This window comes from Streptomyces ficellus (assembly GCF_009739905.1).
Lineage (GTDB): Bacteria > Actinomycetota > Actinomycetes > Streptomycetales > Streptomycetaceae > Streptomyces > Streptomyces ficellus_A.
This window is the reverse complement of sequence record NZ_CP034279.1, coordinates 4,394,252-4,412,138: the sequence shown is the minus strand read 5'-3', so window position 1 is coordinate 4,412,138 and position 17,887 is coordinate 4,394,252. Positions and strand designations below refer to the sequence as shown.

Sequence of the window (17,887 nt, the reverse complement as noted above, 5' to 3'; positions counted from 1 at the left end):
TGCCAGAACTCCCACCAGGCTAGCGAACGTTGCGTAACCTCGCGGTCACAGCAGTTGCAGCGCAACGGGGAACTGGGAGGGGAGCCCGCGTGCCCGGAATCGACGAGTGCCTGCGCGAAGTGATGAGCCTGCCGGGCGCGCGGGGTGCGGCTCTCGTCGACTGGACCAGCGGCCTCGCCCTCGGTACGGCCGGCCAGTCCCCGGTGGGCGACCACGAGACGACGGCGGCGGAGACGGCGGAACTGGCGCGCGCGGCCGCGGAGTACGAGTCGTTCGCCCCCGACGCGTCGCCGCCCGACATGACGTCGCCCGGCACGTCGTCCCCCGGCACGTCGCCCGACCCGACGTCGCCTGGCACGTCGTCCCCTGGCACGTCGTCGCCCGGCACATCGCCGCCCCGTGCGTCGTCGCCCGAAGCGGCGCCCATATCCGGCTCGTCCCCCATACCCGGGCTGCCCCCCGTACCGGGGCTGACGCCGGTCCCGGTACCCGTACCGGGCGCGCCCGGCGGGGCGGCGGGGCGGCAGGCTCCCGCGGCCGGGGCCGCGAAGAGCCCGGCGGCACCGGCGCCCGCGGGCCCCGCCGGCTCGTCCCTGCTCCCGGTACTGGCGGGCGGGGGCGGCGTGGACCCGAAGGCCCCGCCGGTCGAGGACGTCATCGTGACGACCCGTACCGGCTACCACGTCCTGCGGTTCGTCGAGACGACGTTCGACAGCAGCGTCTTCCTCCACCTGTGGCTGGACCGCTCCACCGGCAACCTCGCCCTCGCCCGCCTGCGGCTGCGCGAGCTGGCCGAACGGCTGGTGCTGATATGAGTACGAGGACGCGTACCGCCGGAGCGATCGTCTCGCCGATGCTGCTGCGCCTCGCCCGCGACCACGCGACCGGGGCGCTCGTACGGGACCACGGGACGCTGTACCTCGTCGACGGGCGGGTGGTGCACGCGGAGAGCCCGGTGGCGCCCGGCCCGGACGTCCTGCTCACGGCGGGCGGGCGACAGCCGCGGCACGGCCGGATCGCGGCCGGCGAGCTGGAGATCTGCCACCTGGGCGCCCTGTTCGACGCGGCGTTCTTCGCGCTCGCCCCCGGGCGGAGCCCGGCCCGCTTCCAGTACGGCACGGTGCACGGAACGCACGCGGTACGGGCGGCCGTACGTCCCGTGTCCGCCGCCGAGGTGGAGCGGGAGACGCTGCGCCGCCGGGAGTTGCTCGACAACGTGTGGCCCTACCCGGCCGTCGACGCCGCCCCCGTCGTCCCCCGGCCCGCGGCGCCCGGCCAGACGGTCACCGCCCGGCAGCGCGCGCTGCTGGCCCACGCCGACGGCTCGCGCACCCCCGCGCAGCTCGCCTGGGCGCTGGGCCGGCCGGCCTTCCACACGCTGCTGGAGATCCGGCGGCTCGCCGCGGCCGGGCTCGTGACGACCCCTCCGGAGCCGGCCCCCCGGTACGCGCCCCCGCTCGACCAGGCCGTCCACGGCCCGCTGCCGGGCGGCCCCGCCGCACACGGCCCGGGCCCGCACACCCCGGGACCGCGAGATCCGGGACCGCGGGATCCGGGACCGCGGGATCCGTTCACGCCCGTCGCGTACGGGACGACCGCCGCCGCTCCCTACGAACCCGTCGGCTTCGCACCCGACCCGGACATCGCCCTGCTCCGCCGGCTCCGTGACGCCCTGGAGGCCCATCTGTGACCGCCCGTACGCCCGGTACGCGCTCATGAGGCGCGCCCTGCGACAGCGCGCCGGGAGAAGCGAGAGGAGTGAGAGGAGACAGCTGATGACGGCGGCCGAAGCCGAGGTGCTCGGCGAGCTCAGACGCCTGCGGGCCCGCGTGCCCCAGGTGACCGGGGCGCTCGCGGCCAGCGCCGACGGCCTGGTCCTGGCCCGGGACACGGCGGACGCGGACGCCGCAGAGGGCGTCGCCGCGCTCACCGCCGCCGCCCTCGGGGTGGGGCTCCGGCTGACGGAGGCCACCGGGCAGGGCGGATTCCGCGAGCTGCTGGTGCGCGGCGAGCACGGCTACGTCGCCACGTACGCGGCGGGCGAGTCCGCCGTCCTGACCCTCCTGGCCGAGCCCCGGATCAACGTGGGCCGGCTCCACCTGGAGGCCCGCCGGTCCAGCGCCCGCATCGGGGAGCTGGTCGACGGCGCCCTGCACCGGCGGACCCCGCTGGGCGATCCGCGGCAGGTGACCGCCGCACAAGCCATTCCACCCCTCCCGTCCCACAAACCGAAGGAAGCGTGACTCTCATGGCCAATACCGAAACCGCCCTCAAGGAAGCCACCACCGTCATCGACGGTGCCATCGGCGCCGCCCTCGTCGACTACACCAGCGGCATGGCCCTCGGCACGATCGGCGGCGGGAAGGACCTCGACCTGACGGTCGCCGCCGCCGGCAACACCGACGTCGTACGGGCCAAGGTGCGCACGATGGAGATGCTCGGCATCAACGAGGAGATCGAGGACATCCTGATCACCCTGGGCACGCAGTACCACCTGATCCGGCTCCTCAAGGGGCGGGGCCAGAACGGCCTCTTCCTGTACCTGGCGCTGGACAAGCAGCGGGCGAACCTGGCGATGGCCCGTCACCAGCTCCGGAAGATCGAGGCCGAGCTGGACGTCTGACGTGTGCCCGGCGGCGCCGTACCCGGCCGGTACGGCGTCGCCCGCCGCATGGCGCCAGGTGCGCCGGACGCGCTAGGTGCGCTCCGCCCCGGGGTCCGGGGGCGCCATGCCCTCCAGCAGGTGGCCGAGCGTGGAGACCACCAGGCGGCTGACCTCGCCGGGGTCCGCGTCCGCCAGCGGCTTCCTGCCGACGACGACGCGCATGAGGCCGATGCCGACGAGCCAGGACAGGGCGAGGTCGCCGCGCAGCGAGCTGTCGTCGGCCCGGCTCAGACCGGCCAGCGCCCGGGCGTAGTCGTCACCGAGTCCGGTGACCGCCGCCGAGATCTCGTCCCCCGCCCCCACTGATCGCAGCAGGGTCTCCAGCGAACGCCCGGCACCCGCGCCACTGCGGTCACCATTGCCCCGGCAGTCACCTTCGCCACGGCAGGTACCGTCGCCCGCACCGTCACCGACGTCACCGACGTCCTCGCCGTCGTCGACCGCGCCCGGCGGGGTCAGCATGCCGGCCAGCACCGTCTCCACGAGCCGTTCCGCCGGGGTGCTCCGCAGCTGCTCCCGGCCGTCGCGTGACACCACCTCGCCGAACAGGGCCCGCTTCGAGCCGAAGTGCCGGAACAACAGCGCCTGGTTGACCCCGGCGCGGCCGGCGATGTCCCGTACGGTCGCCCGGTCGTACCCGCGCTCGGCGAACAGCGCGGACGCCGCTTCGAGCAGCCGGTCCCGCGTCGACGTCCCGCCCCGCTCCTCGGCGTCCGCCTGCCTGGCCGCCACCTGCCACCCCCACCTGTCCGTCCGGCGCACCGCCGAGTGAACCCGCGCGAGGCGCCGTTGACCGCCCGGGAGCCCAACTCTAGGTTGGTAAGCAGCCGCTTACACCAGTGGAGGTTTCCGTGACGACCACGCACGACGCGCAGGAACAGACCCCGCTGACCTACCCGTTCAACGAACCCGAGGGACTGGGGCTGGCCGACGCCTACGCCGAGGCGCTGGAGCACCCCGGGCTGTTACGCGTACGGATGGCCTACGGCGAGCCCGCCTGGCTGGCCACGCGGTACGCCGACGCCCGCCTCGTCCTCGGTGACCGCCGCTTCAGCCGGGCCGAGGCGCTGGCGCACGACGAACCGCGCCAGTCGGAGGCGCAGCAGGACTCCGGCATCCTCAGCATGGACCCGCCCGAGCACACCCGGCTGCGCACGCTCGTGGCCAAGGCCTTCACGGTGCACCAGGTGGAGAAGCTGCGCCCCCAGGTGCGCGACCTGGCGCACGGCTTCCTCGACGGAATGGAGGCCATGGGCCCGCCGGCCGACCTCGTCGAGCACTACGCGCTGCCCATCCCGGTCGCCGTCATCTGCCGCATGCTGGGCGTGCCCGAGGAGGACCGGCCCCGGTTCCGGGTCTGGAGCGACGCCGCCCTGTCGACCAGCTCCCTGAGCGCCGAGGAGGCGGACCGCAACCGCGAGGAACTGCGCGCCTACATGGCCGGGTTGATCGAGGACCACCGGAAGAACCCCCGCCCGGACCTGATGACCGCCCTGATCGACGCGCGGGACACGGGCGACCGGCTGACCGAGCTGGAACTGGTCGACCTGTGCGTGGGCATCCTCGTCGCCGGGCACGAGACGACGGCGAGCCAGATCCCCAACTTCTGCCACGCGCTCCTGGACCACCCCGACCAGCTGGCGCTGCTCCGGGAACGGCCGGAACTCGTCGCCGGCGCGGTCGAGGAGCTGCTGCGCTTCGTGCCGCTGGGCAGCGGGGCCGCCTTCCCGCGCTACGCCAAGGAGGACGTCGAGGTGGGCGGCACGCTGGTGCGCGCCGGGGAGCCGGTGCTCGTCGCGGTCGGGGCCGCCAACCGGGACGCGCTGAAGTTCAGCGCTCCGGGCCGGCTCGACGTGACCCGGGCCGGTGTCCAGCACCTCGGTTTCGGCCATGGCGTACACCACTGCCTCGGTGCTCCGCTCGCCCGGCTCGAACTCCAGGAGGCGCTGCGCGCCCTGATCACCCGCTTCCCCTCGCTGCACCTCGCCGGTGACGTGGTGTGGAAGAACCAGATGCTGGTGCGGGGGCCGCGCGAGATGCCCGTGGGGTGGTGACCGGGGTGTCCTGGACCACGGAGGTCGACCGGGGGCTGTGCATGGGGTCCGGCATGTGTGCCGCGCTCGCCCCCGGCCTGTACCGGCTGGACGGCGACCACGCCGAGCCGGTGGCGCGGGAGATCGACGAGGACGAGACCGCGCTGGACGCCGCCGACTCCTGTCCGGCGCTGGCCATCGTCGTCCGCGACGGCTCCCGCACCCTGGGCCCCCGGCACTGACCCGTCTCGGACGGGGGCGAGGGACGGCTGCGGCCGGTGCCCAGGCACGCGGTACGCGGTACGCGGTACGCGGTATGCGGTACGCCGTATTCGGTACGCCGTATGCGGTACGCGCAGGACGCCGGCCGTGGCCGTCATCCCCGGCGCGGGGGCTACTCCACGAACAGGCCCCGCGAGGCCGCCGCCGTGTCGAATTCCTCCAGCCGGGCCTGGGCGTCGGGCAGCCCGTCGCACATCGCCTCCAGCAGGACCCGCCCGAGCAGCATGGGCGCGCACGCGGTGTCGAAGGCGAGACCGGTGCCGACCGCGGCCGGGAGCAGAAGGTCGCTGTGCTTGGCGACCGGGGCGAACGCGGAGTCGGCGACGGTCACGACGGTCAGCCCGGCATCGCGCGCGTACGCCAGGGCGTCCACCACCTCCCGGGGGTGCCGGGGCAGCGCGAAGCACAGCAGCACGGTCGCACCGGCGCGCACGGCCGCGTCGACGCGGTCGGTGAGCATCGTGCCGCCCTCGTCGAGCAGTCGTACGTCCGGATGGACCTTCGCCGCGAAGTAGGCGAAGCCCCGCGCCTGTGAGGACGCGGCGCGCAGGCCCAACACGGGCAGCGGGCGGGAGGAGGCGAGGAGCCGACCGGCGCGCTCCACGGGACCGGGGTCGGCGAGGAGTTCCGCGAGGTGCCGCAGGTTCTCGATCTCGCCCAGGACGGCCTGCTGGTACTCGTTGTACGAGGACTCGCCCGGCGCGCCGGCGGCCGGCTCGGCGGGCGCCACCTCGCGCAGGTGCTTGCGCAGCGCCGGGTAGCCGTCGAACCCGAGCGCCACGGCGAAGCGGGTCACCGACGGCTGGCTGACCCCGGCCAGCTCGGCCAGTTCCACGCTGGACAGGAACGGTACGTCGCCGGCGCGCCGCACCATCGAGTGGGCGATCCGGCGCTGCGTGGGCGTCAGCCGGTGCCCCTCGAAGAGCGCCTGCAGCCGCGCGGCAGGGCTGTCGCTCATGTTCCGTCCCCCTCGTTCCCGACCCGGATATTCAGTCTCCCAAGACTCTGCATGACGATATGCAGGCGGGCAAGCGGCACGCGTGGGGGGCGGGGCGGGCCGAGGGTGGTGCGGGGGTGTCCAGGGGGACGAAGAGGGGGGTTATCCCCAGCGACACGGCGGCCCCGGCTCCGTACCGTAGTCGGCATGGAACCCCGTGACACGGAGCTCGAGAAGGAGCTCGACGCCACCCTCCAGGCCCGCCGCGAGCTGGGGACGGAGTACGAGTCGGCCCTGATCGAGTCGTTCCTGGAGAAGGTGGAGCAGCGGCTGGACGCCACCGTGGACCGCCGGGTCCGCCGGCAGGTGGCCGAGCAGCAGATGATCGTCGCCCGGGGCGCCCACCCCGGCGGCGACCGGCCGGCCGGGGAGCATTTCGGTGAGCGCTTCGGCTTCGCCATCATCTCGATGGTCCTCGCGATACCCCTCTCGGCGATCAGCGTCGTGAACGCCGGTCTGGCGGGACTGGCCGTCACCTGGGCGGGCATCGTCGGGGTGAACACGGCGCACTCGCTGCGGGGTGTGTCGCGGCGGCGGCTGCACCGGGACGGTGCCGACGGGGTCTGAGCCACGGGCGGCGCCCAGAGGGCCGGCCGGGAGGTGTGGCGCGGGGACCGCCGCACCCCCGTTGCCGGGGGGCGGGACGACGGCGGTCCCCGCGAGGACGCGGTTCCGGGTCAGGGCCGGTTCCCGCGTCGGCGGCGTCCGTGGAGGCCCGGGAGCCGCTCCGGAAGTCCTTGACGCCGACGAGGACCACCTTGCCCGGTGCGCGTTAAGCGCGTGCTGCCACTACATGTCGTGCTCGTACCGATCGCACGAAGCCCCGAAGCCCCGAAGCCCGAAACCCGTTGCCCCGGTGGCTACTTGCCGTCCTTCGCGAGGAACGACAGCAGGTCCTGACGGCTCACCACACCGGTCGGCTTGCCCTCGACCAGCACGATCGCCGCGTCGGCCGTGCCGAGCACGGACATGAGGTCGGCGACCGGCTCGCCGGAGCCGACCTGGGGCAGCGGCGCACTCATGTGCTTGTCCAGCGGGTCGTCGAGGGAGGCGCGCTTGGTGAACAGGGCGTCCAGCAGCTCGCGTTCGACGACGGACCCGACGACCTCGGCGGCCATGACGTCGGGGTGACCGGCGCCGGGCTTGACGATGGGCATCTGGGACACGCCGTACTCCCGGAGGACCTCGATGGCCTCGCCGACCGTCTCCTCGGGGTGCATGTGGACGAGCTTGGGGATGTCGCCCTCCTTGTCACGGAGGACGTCACCGACGCGGGCGGACGGGCCGGAATCCTCCAGGAAGCCGTAGTCGGCCATCCACTCGTCGTTGAAGATCTTCGACAGGTAGCCCTTGCCGCTGTCCGGGAGGAGGACGACCACGACGTCGTCGGGGCCGAGGCCCTCGGCGACCCGCAGCGCCGCGACGACGGCCATGCCGCAGGAGCCGCCGACGAGGAGGCCCTCCTCCTTGGCGAGGCGGCGGGTCATCTGGAAGGAGTCCTTGTCGGACACGGCGACGATCTCGTCGGTGACGGTCCGGTCGTAGGCGCTGGGCCAGAAGTCCTCGCCGACGCCCTCGACGAGGTAGGGGCGGCCCGAGCCACCGGAGTAGACGGATCCCTCCGGGTCGGCACCGACGACGCGGACCTTGCCGTCGCTGATCTCCTTCAGGTACCGGCCGGTGCCGGAGATGGTGCCGCCGGTGCCGACGCCGGTCACGAAGTGGGTGATCTTCCCGTCGGTCTGGTCCCACAGCTCGGGACCGGTGGTCTCGTAGTGCGAACGGGGGTTGTTCGGGTTGGAGTACTGGTCCGGCTTCCAGGCGCCCGGCGTCTCACGGACGAGGCGGTCGGACACGTTGTAGTACGAGTCGGGGTGCTCGGGGTCCACCGCCGTGGGGCAGACGACGACCTCGGCGCCGTACGCCCGCAGGACGTTGATCTTGTCGGTGGAGACCTTGTCGGGGCAGACGAAGACGCACTTGTAGCCCTTCTGCTGGGCCACGATGGCGAGGCCGACGCCCGTGTTGCCGGACGTGGGCTCGACGATCGTGCCGCCGGGCTTCAGGGCGCCGCTCTCCTCGGCCGCCTCGATCATGCGCAGGGCGATGCGGTCCTTGACCGAACCGCCGGGGTTGAAGTACTCGACCTTGGCCAGGACGGTCGCCTGCAGGCCCTCGGTCACACTGTTGAGCTTCACCAGCGGGGTGTTGCCGACGAGGCTGATCATCGAGTCGTGGTATTGCACCGTAATCTCCGGGGTCTCCGTAATGGTCCCGCCAGCGTATGCGTAGTCGGAGTCGAGTACGGGGCAGTTAGCTCTTGTACGGCAACGAGGAGGTGGCTGCACCTATGTCGAGGGCGAGAGTGGCACGGCGGATCGCCGCCGGCGCCGCGTACGGGGGCGGCGGCATCGGGCTGCTGGGAGCGGCGGCGGTCGGGGTGCTGCTGGCCGAGGTGCAGCTGGCGAAACGTTCGGTGGGCGGCGGGGTGGCACCGCTGCCGCCGTGCGCGGACGGACTGTACGGGCGGTGGTACGGCGGCGGCGTGGCGCCGCTGCGGCTAGCCCTCCTGGGTGATTCCACGGCGGCGGGTCAGGGCGTGCGGCGGGCGGGCCAGACGCCGGGCGCGCTGCTCGCCTCCGGGCTGGCGGCGGTCGCGGAGTGCCCGGTGGAGCTGCGGAACGTCGCCCTGCCGGGTGCCCGCTCGGACGACCTGGAGCGCCAGGTCACGCTGCTGCTGGCCCATCCGGGGCGGGTTCCCGACGTGTGCGTGATCATGATCGGGGCGAACGACGTGACGCACCGGATGTCGCCCACGCAGTCCGTCCGGTACCTGTCGACGGCCGTGCGCCGGCTGCGGACGGCGGGGACGGAGGTCGTCGTCGGCACCTGCCCCGACCTGGGCACGATCGAGCCGGTCTACCAGCCGCTGCGCTGGCTGGCCCGGCGGGCGTCGCGCCAGCTGGCCGCCGCGCAGACGATCGTGGTCGTGGAGGGGGGCGGCCGGACGGTGTCGCTGGGCGACCTCCTGGGGCCGGAGTTCGCGGCGAACCCGCGCGAGATGTTCGGCGCCGACAACTACCACCCCTCGGCGGAGGGGTATGCCACGGCGGCGATGGCGGTGCTGCCGACGCTGTGCGCCGTGATGGGCGTGTGGCCGGAGACGGACCGGCTGGAGGCGGACCGCCGGGAGGGCATGCTGCCGGTCGCGAAGGCGGCAGTGGAGGCGGCCGAGGAGGCCGGTACGGAGGTCACGGGCGCCCGCGCCCCATGGGCCCTCCTCAAGCACCGCCGCCGCCGGCGCCTCCCCTCCGTCCAGGACCCCGCCCCCCTCGGCGAACCCCACCCCGGCTCCACGGCCTGACGCCCGCGGCGGTCGGGGCGCCCGGCCGCGCGGGACGCCGGCGGGGTCCCGGCCCACCCCGGGCCGCCTGGCGCTCGGCGGCACGGCCGGGGTGCCCGCCCGTGGCGCCCGAGCCGGTGGAGGTCCGGCGGGGTGTGGCGCGGCAGGGGGCACCCTTCGTGCGCGGGCCGGTGGGTGAAACGTCCCGTTCCGGGAAGGAGCCGGGTGCGGGTACCGGCAGCGGAGAGCTGAGCGAGCGCTTAGAAATGCGGCCCGCATCACACGCCCGTCCCGATGACCTACGCGATACGTACGGGTAACTTCCCTCTCAGTCCTGCCCCTCGCCCCTCTGGAGCCGTGATGCCCGAAGCCGTGATCGTCTCAGCCGCCCGCTCCCCCATCGGCCGGGCCTTCAAGGGCTCCCTGAAGGACCTGCGGCCGGACGACCTGACCGCCACGATCATCGAGGCCGCGCTCGCGAAGGTGCCCGAGCTCGACCCCCGCGACATCGACGACCTGATGCTCGGCTGCGGCCTGCCCGGCGGGGAGCAGGGCCACAACCTGGGCCGTATCGTCGCCGTGCAGATGGGCATGGACCACCTTCCCGGCTGCACCATCACCCGGTACTGCTCCTCGTCGCTCCAGACCTCCCGCATGGCCCTGCACGCCATCAAGGCGGGCGAGGGCGACGTCTTCATCTCCGCCGGCGTCGAGATGGTGTCCCGTTCCGTGAAGGGCACCAGCGACGGCCTGCCCGACACCCACAACCCGCTCTTCGCCGAGGCCGAGGCCCGTACCGCCGCCCGCGCCGAGCAGGAGGGCACCGACTGGCACGACCCGCGCGAGGACGGCCAGATCCCCGACGCGTACATCGCGATGGGCCAGACCGCCGAGAACCTGGCCCGCCTCAAGGGCGTCACGCGCCGGGACATGGACGAGTTCGGCGTCCGTTCGCAGAACCTCGCCGAGGAAGCCATCAAGAACGGCTTCTGGGAGCGGGAGATCACCCCGGTCACGACGCCCGACGGCACGGTCGTCAGCAAGGACGACGGCCCGCGGGCGGGCGTGACGCTGGAGGGCGTCCAGGGGCTCAAGCCGGTCTTCCGCCCCGACGGCCTGGTCACCGCCGCCAACTGCTGCCCGCTCAACGACGGCGCCGCCGCGCTGGTCATCATGAGCGACACCAAGGCGCGGGAGCTGGGCCTGACCCCGCTGGCGCGGATCGTCTCCACGGGCGTCTCGGGCCTGTCGCCCGAGATCATGGGCTACGGCCCCGTCGAGGCGAGCAAGCAGGCGCTGAAGCGCGCCGGGCTGACCATCGGCGACATCGACCTGGTCGAGATCAACGAGGCGTTCGCCGCGCAGGTCATCCCGTCCTACCGCGACCTGGACATCCCGCTGGAGAAGCTGAACGTCAACGGTGGCGCCATCGCCGTCGGCCACCCCTTCGGCATGACCGGCGCCCGCATCACCGGCACCCTGATCAACGGCCTCCAGTTCCACGACAAGCAGTTCGGCCTGGAGACGATGTGCGTGGGCGGCGGCCAGGGCATGGCGATGGTCATCGAGCGGCTGAGCTGAGCTGTAGCGGAGGGTAGGGGTCGTCCGAGGAACGAGGACGGCACCTGCCCGCAGCGGTAGCGAAGCGGAGCGCGAGCACAAGAGGCGAGGGCCTGAGCTGACGCCGCTCAGCCCAAGCCACTCAGCCGACGCCGCTCAGCCCCAGCGCCTGAGCGCCCGAGCGCCCAAGCGCCCGAGCCAAGCGCGCGGCTCACCCCGGGCCGAAACCTCCGCGTCCCAGCCGTGACCGAATCTCCCCCAGGATGTGACCTATCTCCCGGGGGAGATTCGTTTTTGCAGGTCACGGCCCATCTCGGGGGAAACCACGAGGCAAAAGACCTGTCCATTTCGTGACGTAATGCACTGACAGGGGGCGCGGGGGCACGACAAGCTGATGTAGGAAGTGCGGGGGATCGATTGAAACCGGGAGTAAGTCAGTGAGCGCCATGTCTCTCGCCCTGCTGCTGACCACGGCCGCCGCGACGGCCGTGGGCGCCGCTGCCCTGCACGCGGCCCACGGGCTGCGCAAGCAGGTCACCGCCCTGCGCACGGAACTCGCCGCCATGAACACCGCCGACCGCGCCCCTCTCGTGCCCCACGCGCGCACCACCGAGGACATACGCACGGCCGTCGCCGAGGCCCTCGCCGAGGAGCGGGAGCGCGAGCTGGCGGAGGCGCGGGCGTTCTGGGCGGCCCAGGAGGCGCGGGACGCCTCCGACGGGCCGGGGACGCTGCTGGGCGGGCTCGGTGGCGCCGTGGGCGGGCCGGCCGAGGACGGGCCGTTCTTCGTACCGCGCCAGGCGGACTTCGCGGGCCTGGAGGCGATGGACGCGATGGAGCTGAGCGCCGAGTACGCGGAGTACGCCGACGGGCTGGACGACCTCGACGCCCTGGCCGAGCTGCCCGACATCCCCGGGATCACCGACAACGCCTTCCCCGAGGACTCCCCCGAGCTGGCCGCGGCCCGCCGCCGGCACCCCTCGCACCCCGACTTCGTGCCGGTCCAGACGCCCGTCGTCACCGACCACGAGCGCACCGTGGGCCGCCTGGAGGAGCTCGCCGAGACCCGCACGGCGCTCACCGACGTCCGGCCGGGTCCGCTCGGCACCCTGGACGTGTACGTCTTCGCGGACGGCACGACCCTGTGCATGACGCCCGGCCACCGGGAGACCGCCGAGCGGCTGGCGGACGCGCTGCGCAAGGGCGAGACGCCCGTCCTGCTGGGCGGCTCGGGGGTGTCCGGCGCGTACGCCCTGACCTTCTCGTGCGGGAGCGGCGCCGACTCCGAGAACGTCTACATCCTCGCCGACCGCGTCATAGCGTCGCTGTAGCGGCCGTTCGCCGCACCGCCGCCACGGCCTCGTCCAGCTCCCGCTGAAGCGGGGTGCCGGCCGGGGCCGTTCCCCTTCGCAGAATTTCCGCCAGATCGTTGCAGGCCACCACAAGCTGGTCCGCGACCGCGAACACCCCGGCGTCCGGCATGGTCCGCGGGGGTGCGTCCGGCGCCTCCAGCCGCTGGGCCCGCAGTGCCAAGTCCCTGGCCAGGGCCAGCCCCTCGGCCGCCGCGCCCCGCTGGAGGCGGCTCTGCGGCGCGGCCCGCAGCCGGTCGGCGAGGCGTTCGGTGGCGGCGGTCAGTTCTGTCGTATCGAGCACGCCGCGACCCTATGCGCCCCGACGGGACTGTTGCCAACGGGCGAACGCTCAGGCACGGTGACGTGAAGGACCACACGCGCAAAGCGTCCGGAGGCGCCGATGTCCCAAGTCTTCTCCGAAGAGACCCATCGCAATCTGCTCTCCCGCATTCCCCATTGCACAGGCCGGCAAGTGTCCGAGTGGCTCCGCACCGTCGAGGAAGGCCCCTCCCTCGTGCGTTTCGAGGAGAAGGTGAGCTGGCTCCGGGGCGAGCACGACCTCAGCTACGGGCACGCCAAGGCGATCATCCACGAGTACGACCTGAGGCGGGCGGCCCGCAAGCTGCTCTGACGGGTCGCACCGCACCCACGGCGAAGGGCCCGCCCGGCGGATGCCGGACGGGCCCTTCGTACCGTCCTCGACGAGGGACGGTGGGCGGTCAGTCGTCGCCCTGGAGGATCGACAGCAGACGCAGGAACTCCAGGTAGATCCACACCAGCGTCATGGTGAGGCCGAAGGCGGCCAGCCAAGACTCCTCGCGAGGGGCGCCGTAGGTGACGCCGTCCTCGACCTGCTTGAAGTCGAGGGCCAGGAAGCACGCGCCGAGGATGATGCCGATGACGCCGAACAGGATGCCGAGGCCCCCGCTGCGGAAGCCGAGGCCGTCACCGCCGCCGAACACGGCGAACAGCAGGTTCACCGCCATCAGCAGGACGAAGCCCAGGGCAGCCGCCATGACGAAGCCGTAGAACCGGCGGGTGACGCGGATCCAGCGCATCTTGTACGCGATCAGCACACCGGCGAAGACCGCCATGGTGCCGAGCACCGCCTGCGGGACGACGCCGGGCGAGACGTACGTCGAGACGGCGTTGGAGATCACGCCCAGGAAGACGCCCTCGAACGCCGCGTAGAGCAGGATCAGCGCCGGGGACGCCTTGCGCTTGAAGGACTGGATCATGGCGAAGACGAAGGCCACGAGGGCCGCGCCGATGCCGATGCCGTACGACTTGCCGAGGTTCGCCGGGTCCACCGGCAGCAGGAACCAGGCGAGCGTGGCGGTGACGAAGACCGTACCGAGCGTCATCGCGGTGCGGGACACCACGTCGTCGATGGTCATCGCACCCGGGCGCGCCGGGGCCTGTGCGGGGGCGCCGAGCTGGGCGTCCTGCGCGTACGGGTTGGTCGCGTACGGGTTCGTCGCGTACGGGGCGGTTCCAGCGGCGGGGCCCCCGGCCTGCGGCTGCTGCGCGTTGAAGCCCGCATAGCCGTTGTCGCGGCTGAACCCCCGTCGCGAGAAGACCGGGTTGCTGCTCCTCATCTCACTCCTCCATGGCCGCCGTGCGCGGCCTTAGGACAAGAGTAATGGGCAAGCAAAAGAAACACCCTAGTGCTCGGGGAGGATCTTTCCCTCCTGTCACACTGGTGTCCGGCTGAATCCTGCCGGTCGTCCGGTTTTTTGTGGGACCGCTCCCGCCGGGAAGGTCGGGAGTGCCCGGAACCGGACTCGAACCGGTACGGCCCGAAGGCCAGCGAGGTTTAAGCTCGCCGTGTCTGCATTCCACCATCCGGGCGTTACCCCGCGGCTCCTCGTTGGCACATGAGCCTATCGGGGCCCGTCCCCCGAACAGCGGAACGATGGCCCGATGTTGTCTTATTTTATTGACGTCTGAGGCCGCGTCAGCGCTGGTCGGCGGCGTTCCCCGGCAGACTCCCACGGCTCGCGTGCGCAAAGACATACGCAAAGGAATGACGGAAAGTCGCCGCCTGGTGTCACCCGGCGGTGAACCGGCACCTTCTCAGGGGTGCCGTCATACCTGGGGAGGAGCCGCAGGCGCCGCGGTCCGACTCCAGGCTGCCTCGGGAACGGGCTTGCGGAGGGACGCCCCGGGGGGTGGCGGGCGCCGACGATGGAGGGGTCCTCGAAGAACAGTCCCCGACAGGAGCCCCCTCGTGACCACCACCCCCACCGCTTACCGCGCCACCGCGGTAGCCGCCCGCGCCACGGATCTGTCCAAGGTCTACGGACAGGGCGAGACCCAGGTGGTCGCCCTGGACCGGGTCACGGTGGACTTCCACCAGGGCGAGTTCACCGCGATCATGGGCCCCTCGGGTTCCGGCAAGTCGACGCTGATGCACTGCGTGGCCGGGCTGGACACCTTCAGCGGCGGTTCGGTGCGCATCGGCGACACCGAGCTGGGCTCCCTCAAGGACAAGCAGCTCACGCAGCTGCGCCGGGACAAGATCGGCTTCATCTTCCAGGCGTTCAACCTGCTGCCGACGCTGACCGCGCAGGAGAACATCACGCTCCCCATGGACATCGCGGGCCGCAAGCCCGACAAGGAGTGGGTGGGCAAGGTCATCGACATGGTGGGCCTGTCCGGCCGGCTGGGCCACCGGCCCGCGCAGCTCTCCGGCGGCCAGCAGCAGCGCGTCGCCGTGGCCCGCGCGCTGGCCTCCCGGCCCGAGATCATCTTCGGTGACGAGCCGACCGGAAACCTCGACTCCCGCTCCGGCGCCGAGGTGCTGGGCTTCCTGCGCAACTCGGTCCGCGAACTCGGGCAGACCGTCGTCATGGTCACCCACGACCCGGTGGCCGCCTCCTACGCCGACCGCGTGATCTTCCTCGCGGACGGGCGGATCGTCGACGAGATGCTGCGGCCCACCGCGGACGGCGTGCTGGACCGCATGAAGGAGTTCGACGCCAAGGGCCGTACGAGCTGACGCCCCGCCGGGGCGCCCGCCCCGGACCGACGCCCTCGGCGGCCGACCGCCGGTCCCTCTTCACCCCAGGACTCACACCTCATGTTCCGTACCGCCTTGCGCAATGTGCTCGCGCACAAGGCCAGGCTGCTGATGACCGTGCTCGCCGTCATGCTCGGCGTGGCGTTCGTCTCCGGCACCCTGGTCTTCACCGACACCCTGTCCAACGCCTTCCGCAACCAGCAGGCCAAGAGCTACGACGACGTCGCGGTCGCCGTCACCTCGTACGCCGACGCCGACGACCCCAAGCAGGAACCCGGCCTCTCGCAGGCGACGCTCGACAAGATCGGGAAGCTGGACGGGGTCGCCTCCGTGACCGGACGGGTCGAGGGCTTCGCCGGGGTCGCCGACCCGGGCGGCAAGCTCATCGGCGTCGGCTGGTCCAACAAGGGCTCCAACTTCGCCCCCGGCGAGAACGGCAAGGACGGCGCCTACACCTTCACCGAGGGCTCCGGCCCGGTGAAGGACGACCAGATCGCCCTGGACAAGGACACCGCCACCACCGGTGAGTACCAGGTCGGCGACCGGGTGCGGGTCGCCACGAACGGGCCGGTCAAGGAGTACACGCTCGCGGGCGTCTTCACCACCGACGACGGCGCCGTCAACGCGGGCGGCAGCCTCGTCCTCTTCGACACCTCCGTCGCGCAGTCGCTGTACCTGAAGCCCGGCTACTTCACGAGCCTCACCGCCACCGCCGCGCCCGGCGCGGACGACGACCGGATCCTCGACGCGGTGAAGCCGCTGGTCCCGGAGAACTCCGACGCCACGACGGGCGCCGCGCTCGCCGCCGAGCAGTCGCGGCAGATCGAGGAGGGACTGAGCGGCCTCAACCAGATGCTGCTCGGCTTCGCCGGCATCGCGCTCTTCGTCGGTGTCTTCCTGATCTCCAACACTTTCACCATGCTGGTCGCCCAGCGCACCAAGGAACTGGCGCTGATGCGCGCCGTGGGCGCCTCCCGCAAGCAGATCACGCGCTCGGTGCTGGCCGAGGCCGGTGTGGTCGGCCTGGTGGCCTCCGTGGTCGGCTTCGTCCTCGGGATCGGCCTGGCGGTCGCGCTGCGGTCCGGGATGGCCTCGTTCGGCATGAAGGTCCCGGACGGGCCGCTGATCGTCGGCGTGACCCCGTTGCTCGCCGCCCTCGGCGTCGGCGTGCTGATCACGATGTTCGCCGCCTGGCTGCCCGGCCGCCGCGCCGCGAAGATCCCGCCGGTCGCCGCGATGAGCAGCGTGCACGCGATCGCGACCACCAAGTCGCTGGTGGTGCGCAACTCCATCGGTGCCGCCATCACCGCCATCGGCGCGGCCCTGATCGTGTGGGGTGCCGCGGCCGGTTCCGACGGCCGGTGGACCATCGCCGGTGGCGCGTTCCTGGCGCTGATCGGCGTGATCGTCCTGATCCCGCTGCTGTCCCGCCCCGTCATCGCCCTGGTCCGGCCGCTGCTGGTCGGCGCCTTCGGGGTCGCCGGCAAGCTGGCCGGCCAGAACGCGGTGCGCAACCCGCGCCGCACCGGCGCCACCGCCTCCGCCCTGGCCATCGGCCTGACCCTGGTCACCGGGCTGTCGGTGCTGGGCGTGACGGTCGGCACGGCGCTGGACAAGATGACCACGGACCAGATCAAGGCCGACTACATGGTCGTCATGGCCAGCGGCGGCCACCTCGACAAGTCGGCGCTGACCGCGCTGGAGAAGGCGCCGGGCGCCACGGCCGTGTCGCCGCAGTCGGCCGCGTACTTCGAGCTCGGCGACGAGTTCGTCTCGGCATCGGCGATCACCCCGGGTGACGTCGAGAAGGTCCTGAACGTCGAGCTGGTGAACGGTTCGCTGGACTCGCTCGGCCGGGGACAGGTGGCGGTCGCCGAGAAGACGGCCACCAAGCAGGGCTGGAAGGTCGGCGAGACCCTGCCGGTCACGTACTCCGACGACAAGAAGGGCAGGCTGACCGTCGGCGCGGTGTACAAGGACACCGAGTTCCTGTCGCCGGTGCTGGTCGACACCAGGGTCGTCGCCCCGCACGAGGTGAGGCCGTCCATCCAGCAGATCTTCGTGACCATGGACGGCGGCGAGACCGCGGCGAACGAGAAGGCGCTGGTCGGCGCCCTGGGTGAGAACCCGGCGATCAACGTGATGGACAAGCAGGACATCCGCGACCAGTTCGGCGGGATGATCAACATGATGCTGAACATCATGTACGGCCTGCTGGCGATGGCGCTGATCATCGCGGTCCTGGGTGTCGTCAACACCCTGGCCATGTCGGTGTTCGAGCGGCAGCAGGAGATCGGCATGCTGCGGGCGATCGGCCTGGACCGGCGCCGGGTGAAGCGGATGGTGCGCCTGGAGGCCGTGGTCATCTCGCTCTTCGGCGCGGTGGTCGGCATCGGTCTCGGCTCGTTCCTGGGCTGGGCGATCGGCCAGACCATCAAGGCGGAGCTGCCGGGCTACGCGCTGGTCATCCCGTGGGACCGGATCGGGATCTTCCTGCTCCTGGCCGGCCTGGTGGGCGTCCTGGCCGCGATGTGGCCGGCCCGCAGCGCGGCGCGGCTGAACATGCTCAACGCCATCAAGACCGAGTAGCCGCGGCCGGCTCGTACGACGGCCAGGGCCGGGTTCCCCTTCGC

At 72.3% G+C, this 17,887-nt stretch carries 18 protein-coding genes, 1 tRNA gene and 1 pseudogene; 14 read left to right on the top strand and 6 right to left on the bottom strand.

What is annotated here, in order from left to right:
- Positions 1-89 precede the first annotated feature (89 nt).
- The 5 genes and pseudogenes from EIZ62_RS19795 to EIZ62_RS19780 form a co-directional block, all read left to right on the top strand.
- Positions 90-281: pseudogene (locus EIZ62_RS19795) on the top strand (roadblock/LC7 domain-containing protein); the annotation flags it as partial.
- A gap of 171 nt (positions 282-452) precedes the next feature.
- Complete coding sequence (locus EIZ62_RS32965) at positions 453-815, top strand: hypothetical protein (protein WP_425281883.1); 363 nt, start codon at positions 453-455, stop codon at positions 813-815.
- On the top strand, positions 812-1,690 hold the full coding sequence (locus EIZ62_RS19790) for a transcriptional regulator (RefSeq protein ID WP_425281833.1): 879 nt from the start codon (positions 812-814) through the stop codon (positions 1,688-1,690). Before EIZ62_RS32965 ends, EIZ62_RS19790 begins: the two co-directional genes overlap by 4 nt.
- A 25-nt stretch (positions 1,691-1,715) precedes the next feature.
- Positions 1,716-2,243, top strand: a complete 528-nt coding sequence (locus EIZ62_RS19785) for a roadblock/LC7 domain-containing protein (RefSeq protein ID WP_156693982.1) — start codon at positions 1,716-1,718, stop codon at positions 2,241-2,243.
- A gap of 5 nt (positions 2,244-2,248) precedes the next feature.
- Positions 2,249-2,623 carry a hypothetical protein gene (locus EIZ62_RS19780; RefSeq protein WP_156693981.1) on the top strand — a complete coding sequence of 125 codons (375 nt, stop codon included), beginning with the start codon at positions 2,249-2,251 and terminating at the stop codon, positions 2,621-2,623.
- Between the two features lie 72 nt (positions 2,624-2,695).
- On the opposite strand, the gene EIZ62_RS19775 is transcribed toward EIZ62_RS19780, so the two are convergent.
- Entirely contained in the window at positions 2,696-3,397 is a 702-nt protein-coding gene (locus tag EIZ62_RS19775; RefSeq protein WP_244375820.1) for a TetR/AcrR family transcriptional regulator, read from the bottom strand.
- Positions 3,398-3,516: 119 nt separating this feature from the next.
- Between EIZ62_RS19775 and EIZ62_RS19770 the strand changes: the two genes are divergently transcribed.
- Both EIZ62_RS19770 and EIZ62_RS19765 read left to right on the top strand, forming a co-directional pair.
- Positions 3,517-4,719 (top strand): cytochrome P450, encoded by a 1,203-nt coding sequence (locus EIZ62_RS19770; protein WP_156693980.1) that lies wholly within the window; start codon positions 3,517-3,519, stop codon positions 4,717-4,719.
- Positions 4,716-4,940, top strand: a complete 225-nt coding sequence (locus EIZ62_RS19765; RefSeq protein WP_156693979.1) for a ferredoxin — start codon at positions 4,716-4,718, stop codon at positions 4,938-4,940. The genes EIZ62_RS19770 and EIZ62_RS19765 overlap by 4 nt, the downstream gene beginning before the upstream one ends.
- Before the next feature lie 152 nt (positions 4,941-5,092).
- On the opposite strand, the gene EIZ62_RS19760 is transcribed toward EIZ62_RS19765, so the two are convergent.
- Positions 5,093-5,938: a MurR/RpiR family transcriptional regulator gene (locus EIZ62_RS19760; protein ID WP_156693978.1), complete on the bottom strand. Its 846-nt coding sequence runs from the start codon at positions 5,936-5,938 to the stop codon at positions 5,093-5,095.
- A 186-nt stretch (positions 5,939-6,124) separates the two neighbouring features.
- On the opposite strand from EIZ62_RS19760, the gene EIZ62_RS19755 reads away from it, so the two are divergent.
- Entirely contained in the window at positions 6,125-6,544 is a 420-nt protein-coding gene (locus tag EIZ62_RS19755) for a hypothetical protein (protein WP_156693977.1), read from the top strand.
- 293 nt (positions 6,545-6,837) lie between these two features.
- Here EIZ62_RS19755 and EIZ62_RS19750 read toward each other — a convergent pair whose 3' ends face one another.
- On the bottom strand, positions 6,838-8,223 hold the full coding sequence (locus EIZ62_RS19750) for a cystathionine beta-synthase (protein WP_156693976.1): 1,386 nt from the start codon (positions 8,221-8,223) through the stop codon (positions 6,838-6,840).
- 104 nt (positions 8,224-8,327) lie between these two features.
- Between EIZ62_RS19750 and EIZ62_RS19745 the strand changes: the two genes are divergently transcribed.
- The 3 genes from EIZ62_RS19745 to EIZ62_RS19735 all read left to right on the top strand — a co-directional run bounded on the left by EIZ62_RS19745 (position 8,328) and on the right by EIZ62_RS19735 (position 12,211).
- Positions 8,328-9,341, top strand: coding sequence for an SGNH/GDSL hydrolase family protein (locus tag EIZ62_RS19745; protein ID WP_208827987.1), 1,014 nt, complete (start codon positions 8,328-8,330; stop codon positions 9,339-9,341).
- 339 nt (positions 9,342-9,680) lie between these two features.
- Positions 9,681-10,901 (top strand): acetyl-CoA C-acetyltransferase, encoded by a 1,221-nt coding sequence (locus EIZ62_RS19740; RefSeq protein WP_156693975.1) that lies wholly within the window; start codon positions 9,681-9,683, stop codon positions 10,899-10,901.
- 425 nt (positions 10,902-11,326) lie between these two features.
- The gene (locus tag EIZ62_RS19735; protein ID WP_208828232.1) at positions 11,327-12,211 is read left to right on the top strand and encodes a hypothetical protein; all 885 of its coding nucleotides are present in this window, start codon (positions 11,327-11,329) and stop codon (positions 12,209-12,211) included.
- On the opposite strand, the gene EIZ62_RS19730 is transcribed toward EIZ62_RS19735, so the two are convergent.
- A complete protein-coding gene (locus EIZ62_RS19730; RefSeq protein WP_156693973.1) occupies positions 12,195-12,533 on the bottom strand; it encodes a hypothetical protein in 339 nt (112 codons plus the stop codon). The two genes, EIZ62_RS19735 and EIZ62_RS19730, sit on opposite strands and share 17 nt — an antisense overlap.
- A 99-nt stretch (positions 12,534-12,632) precedes the next feature.
- Here EIZ62_RS19730 and EIZ62_RS19725 point away from each other — a divergent pair, with 99 nt between their 5' ends.
- Positions 12,633-12,863: a DUF4287 domain-containing protein gene (locus tag EIZ62_RS19725; RefSeq protein ID WP_156693972.1), complete on the top strand. Its 231-nt coding sequence runs from the start codon at positions 12,633-12,635 to the stop codon at positions 12,861-12,863.
- Positions 12,864-12,951: 88 nt separating this feature from the next.
- On the opposite strand, the gene EIZ62_RS19720 is transcribed toward EIZ62_RS19725, so the two are convergent.
- Together EIZ62_RS19720 and EIZ62_RS19715 are read right to left on the bottom strand one after the other, a co-directional pair.
- Complete coding sequence (locus EIZ62_RS19720) at positions 12,952-13,830, bottom strand: Bax inhibitor-1/YccA family protein (protein WP_156693971.1); 879 nt, start codon at positions 13,828-13,830, stop codon at positions 12,952-12,954.
- Positions 13,831-14,001: 171 nt separating this feature from the next.
- Positions 14,002-14,083 (bottom strand) — tRNA-Leu (locus EIZ62_RS19715).
- A 379-nt stretch (positions 14,084-14,462) separates the two neighbouring features.
- Here EIZ62_RS19715 and EIZ62_RS19710 point away from each other — a divergent pair.
- Together EIZ62_RS19710 and EIZ62_RS19705 are read left to right on the top strand one after the other, a co-directional pair.
- Positions 14,463-15,233, top strand: a complete 771-nt coding sequence (locus tag EIZ62_RS19710; protein ID WP_156693970.1) for an ABC transporter ATP-binding protein — start codon at positions 14,463-14,465, stop codon at positions 15,231-15,233.
- Positions 15,234-15,314: 81 nt separating this feature from the next.
- Entirely contained in the window at positions 15,315-17,843 is a 2,529-nt protein-coding gene (locus EIZ62_RS19705; protein WP_156693969.1) for an ABC transporter permease, read from the top strand.
- Positions 17,844-17,887 lie beyond the last annotated feature (44 nt).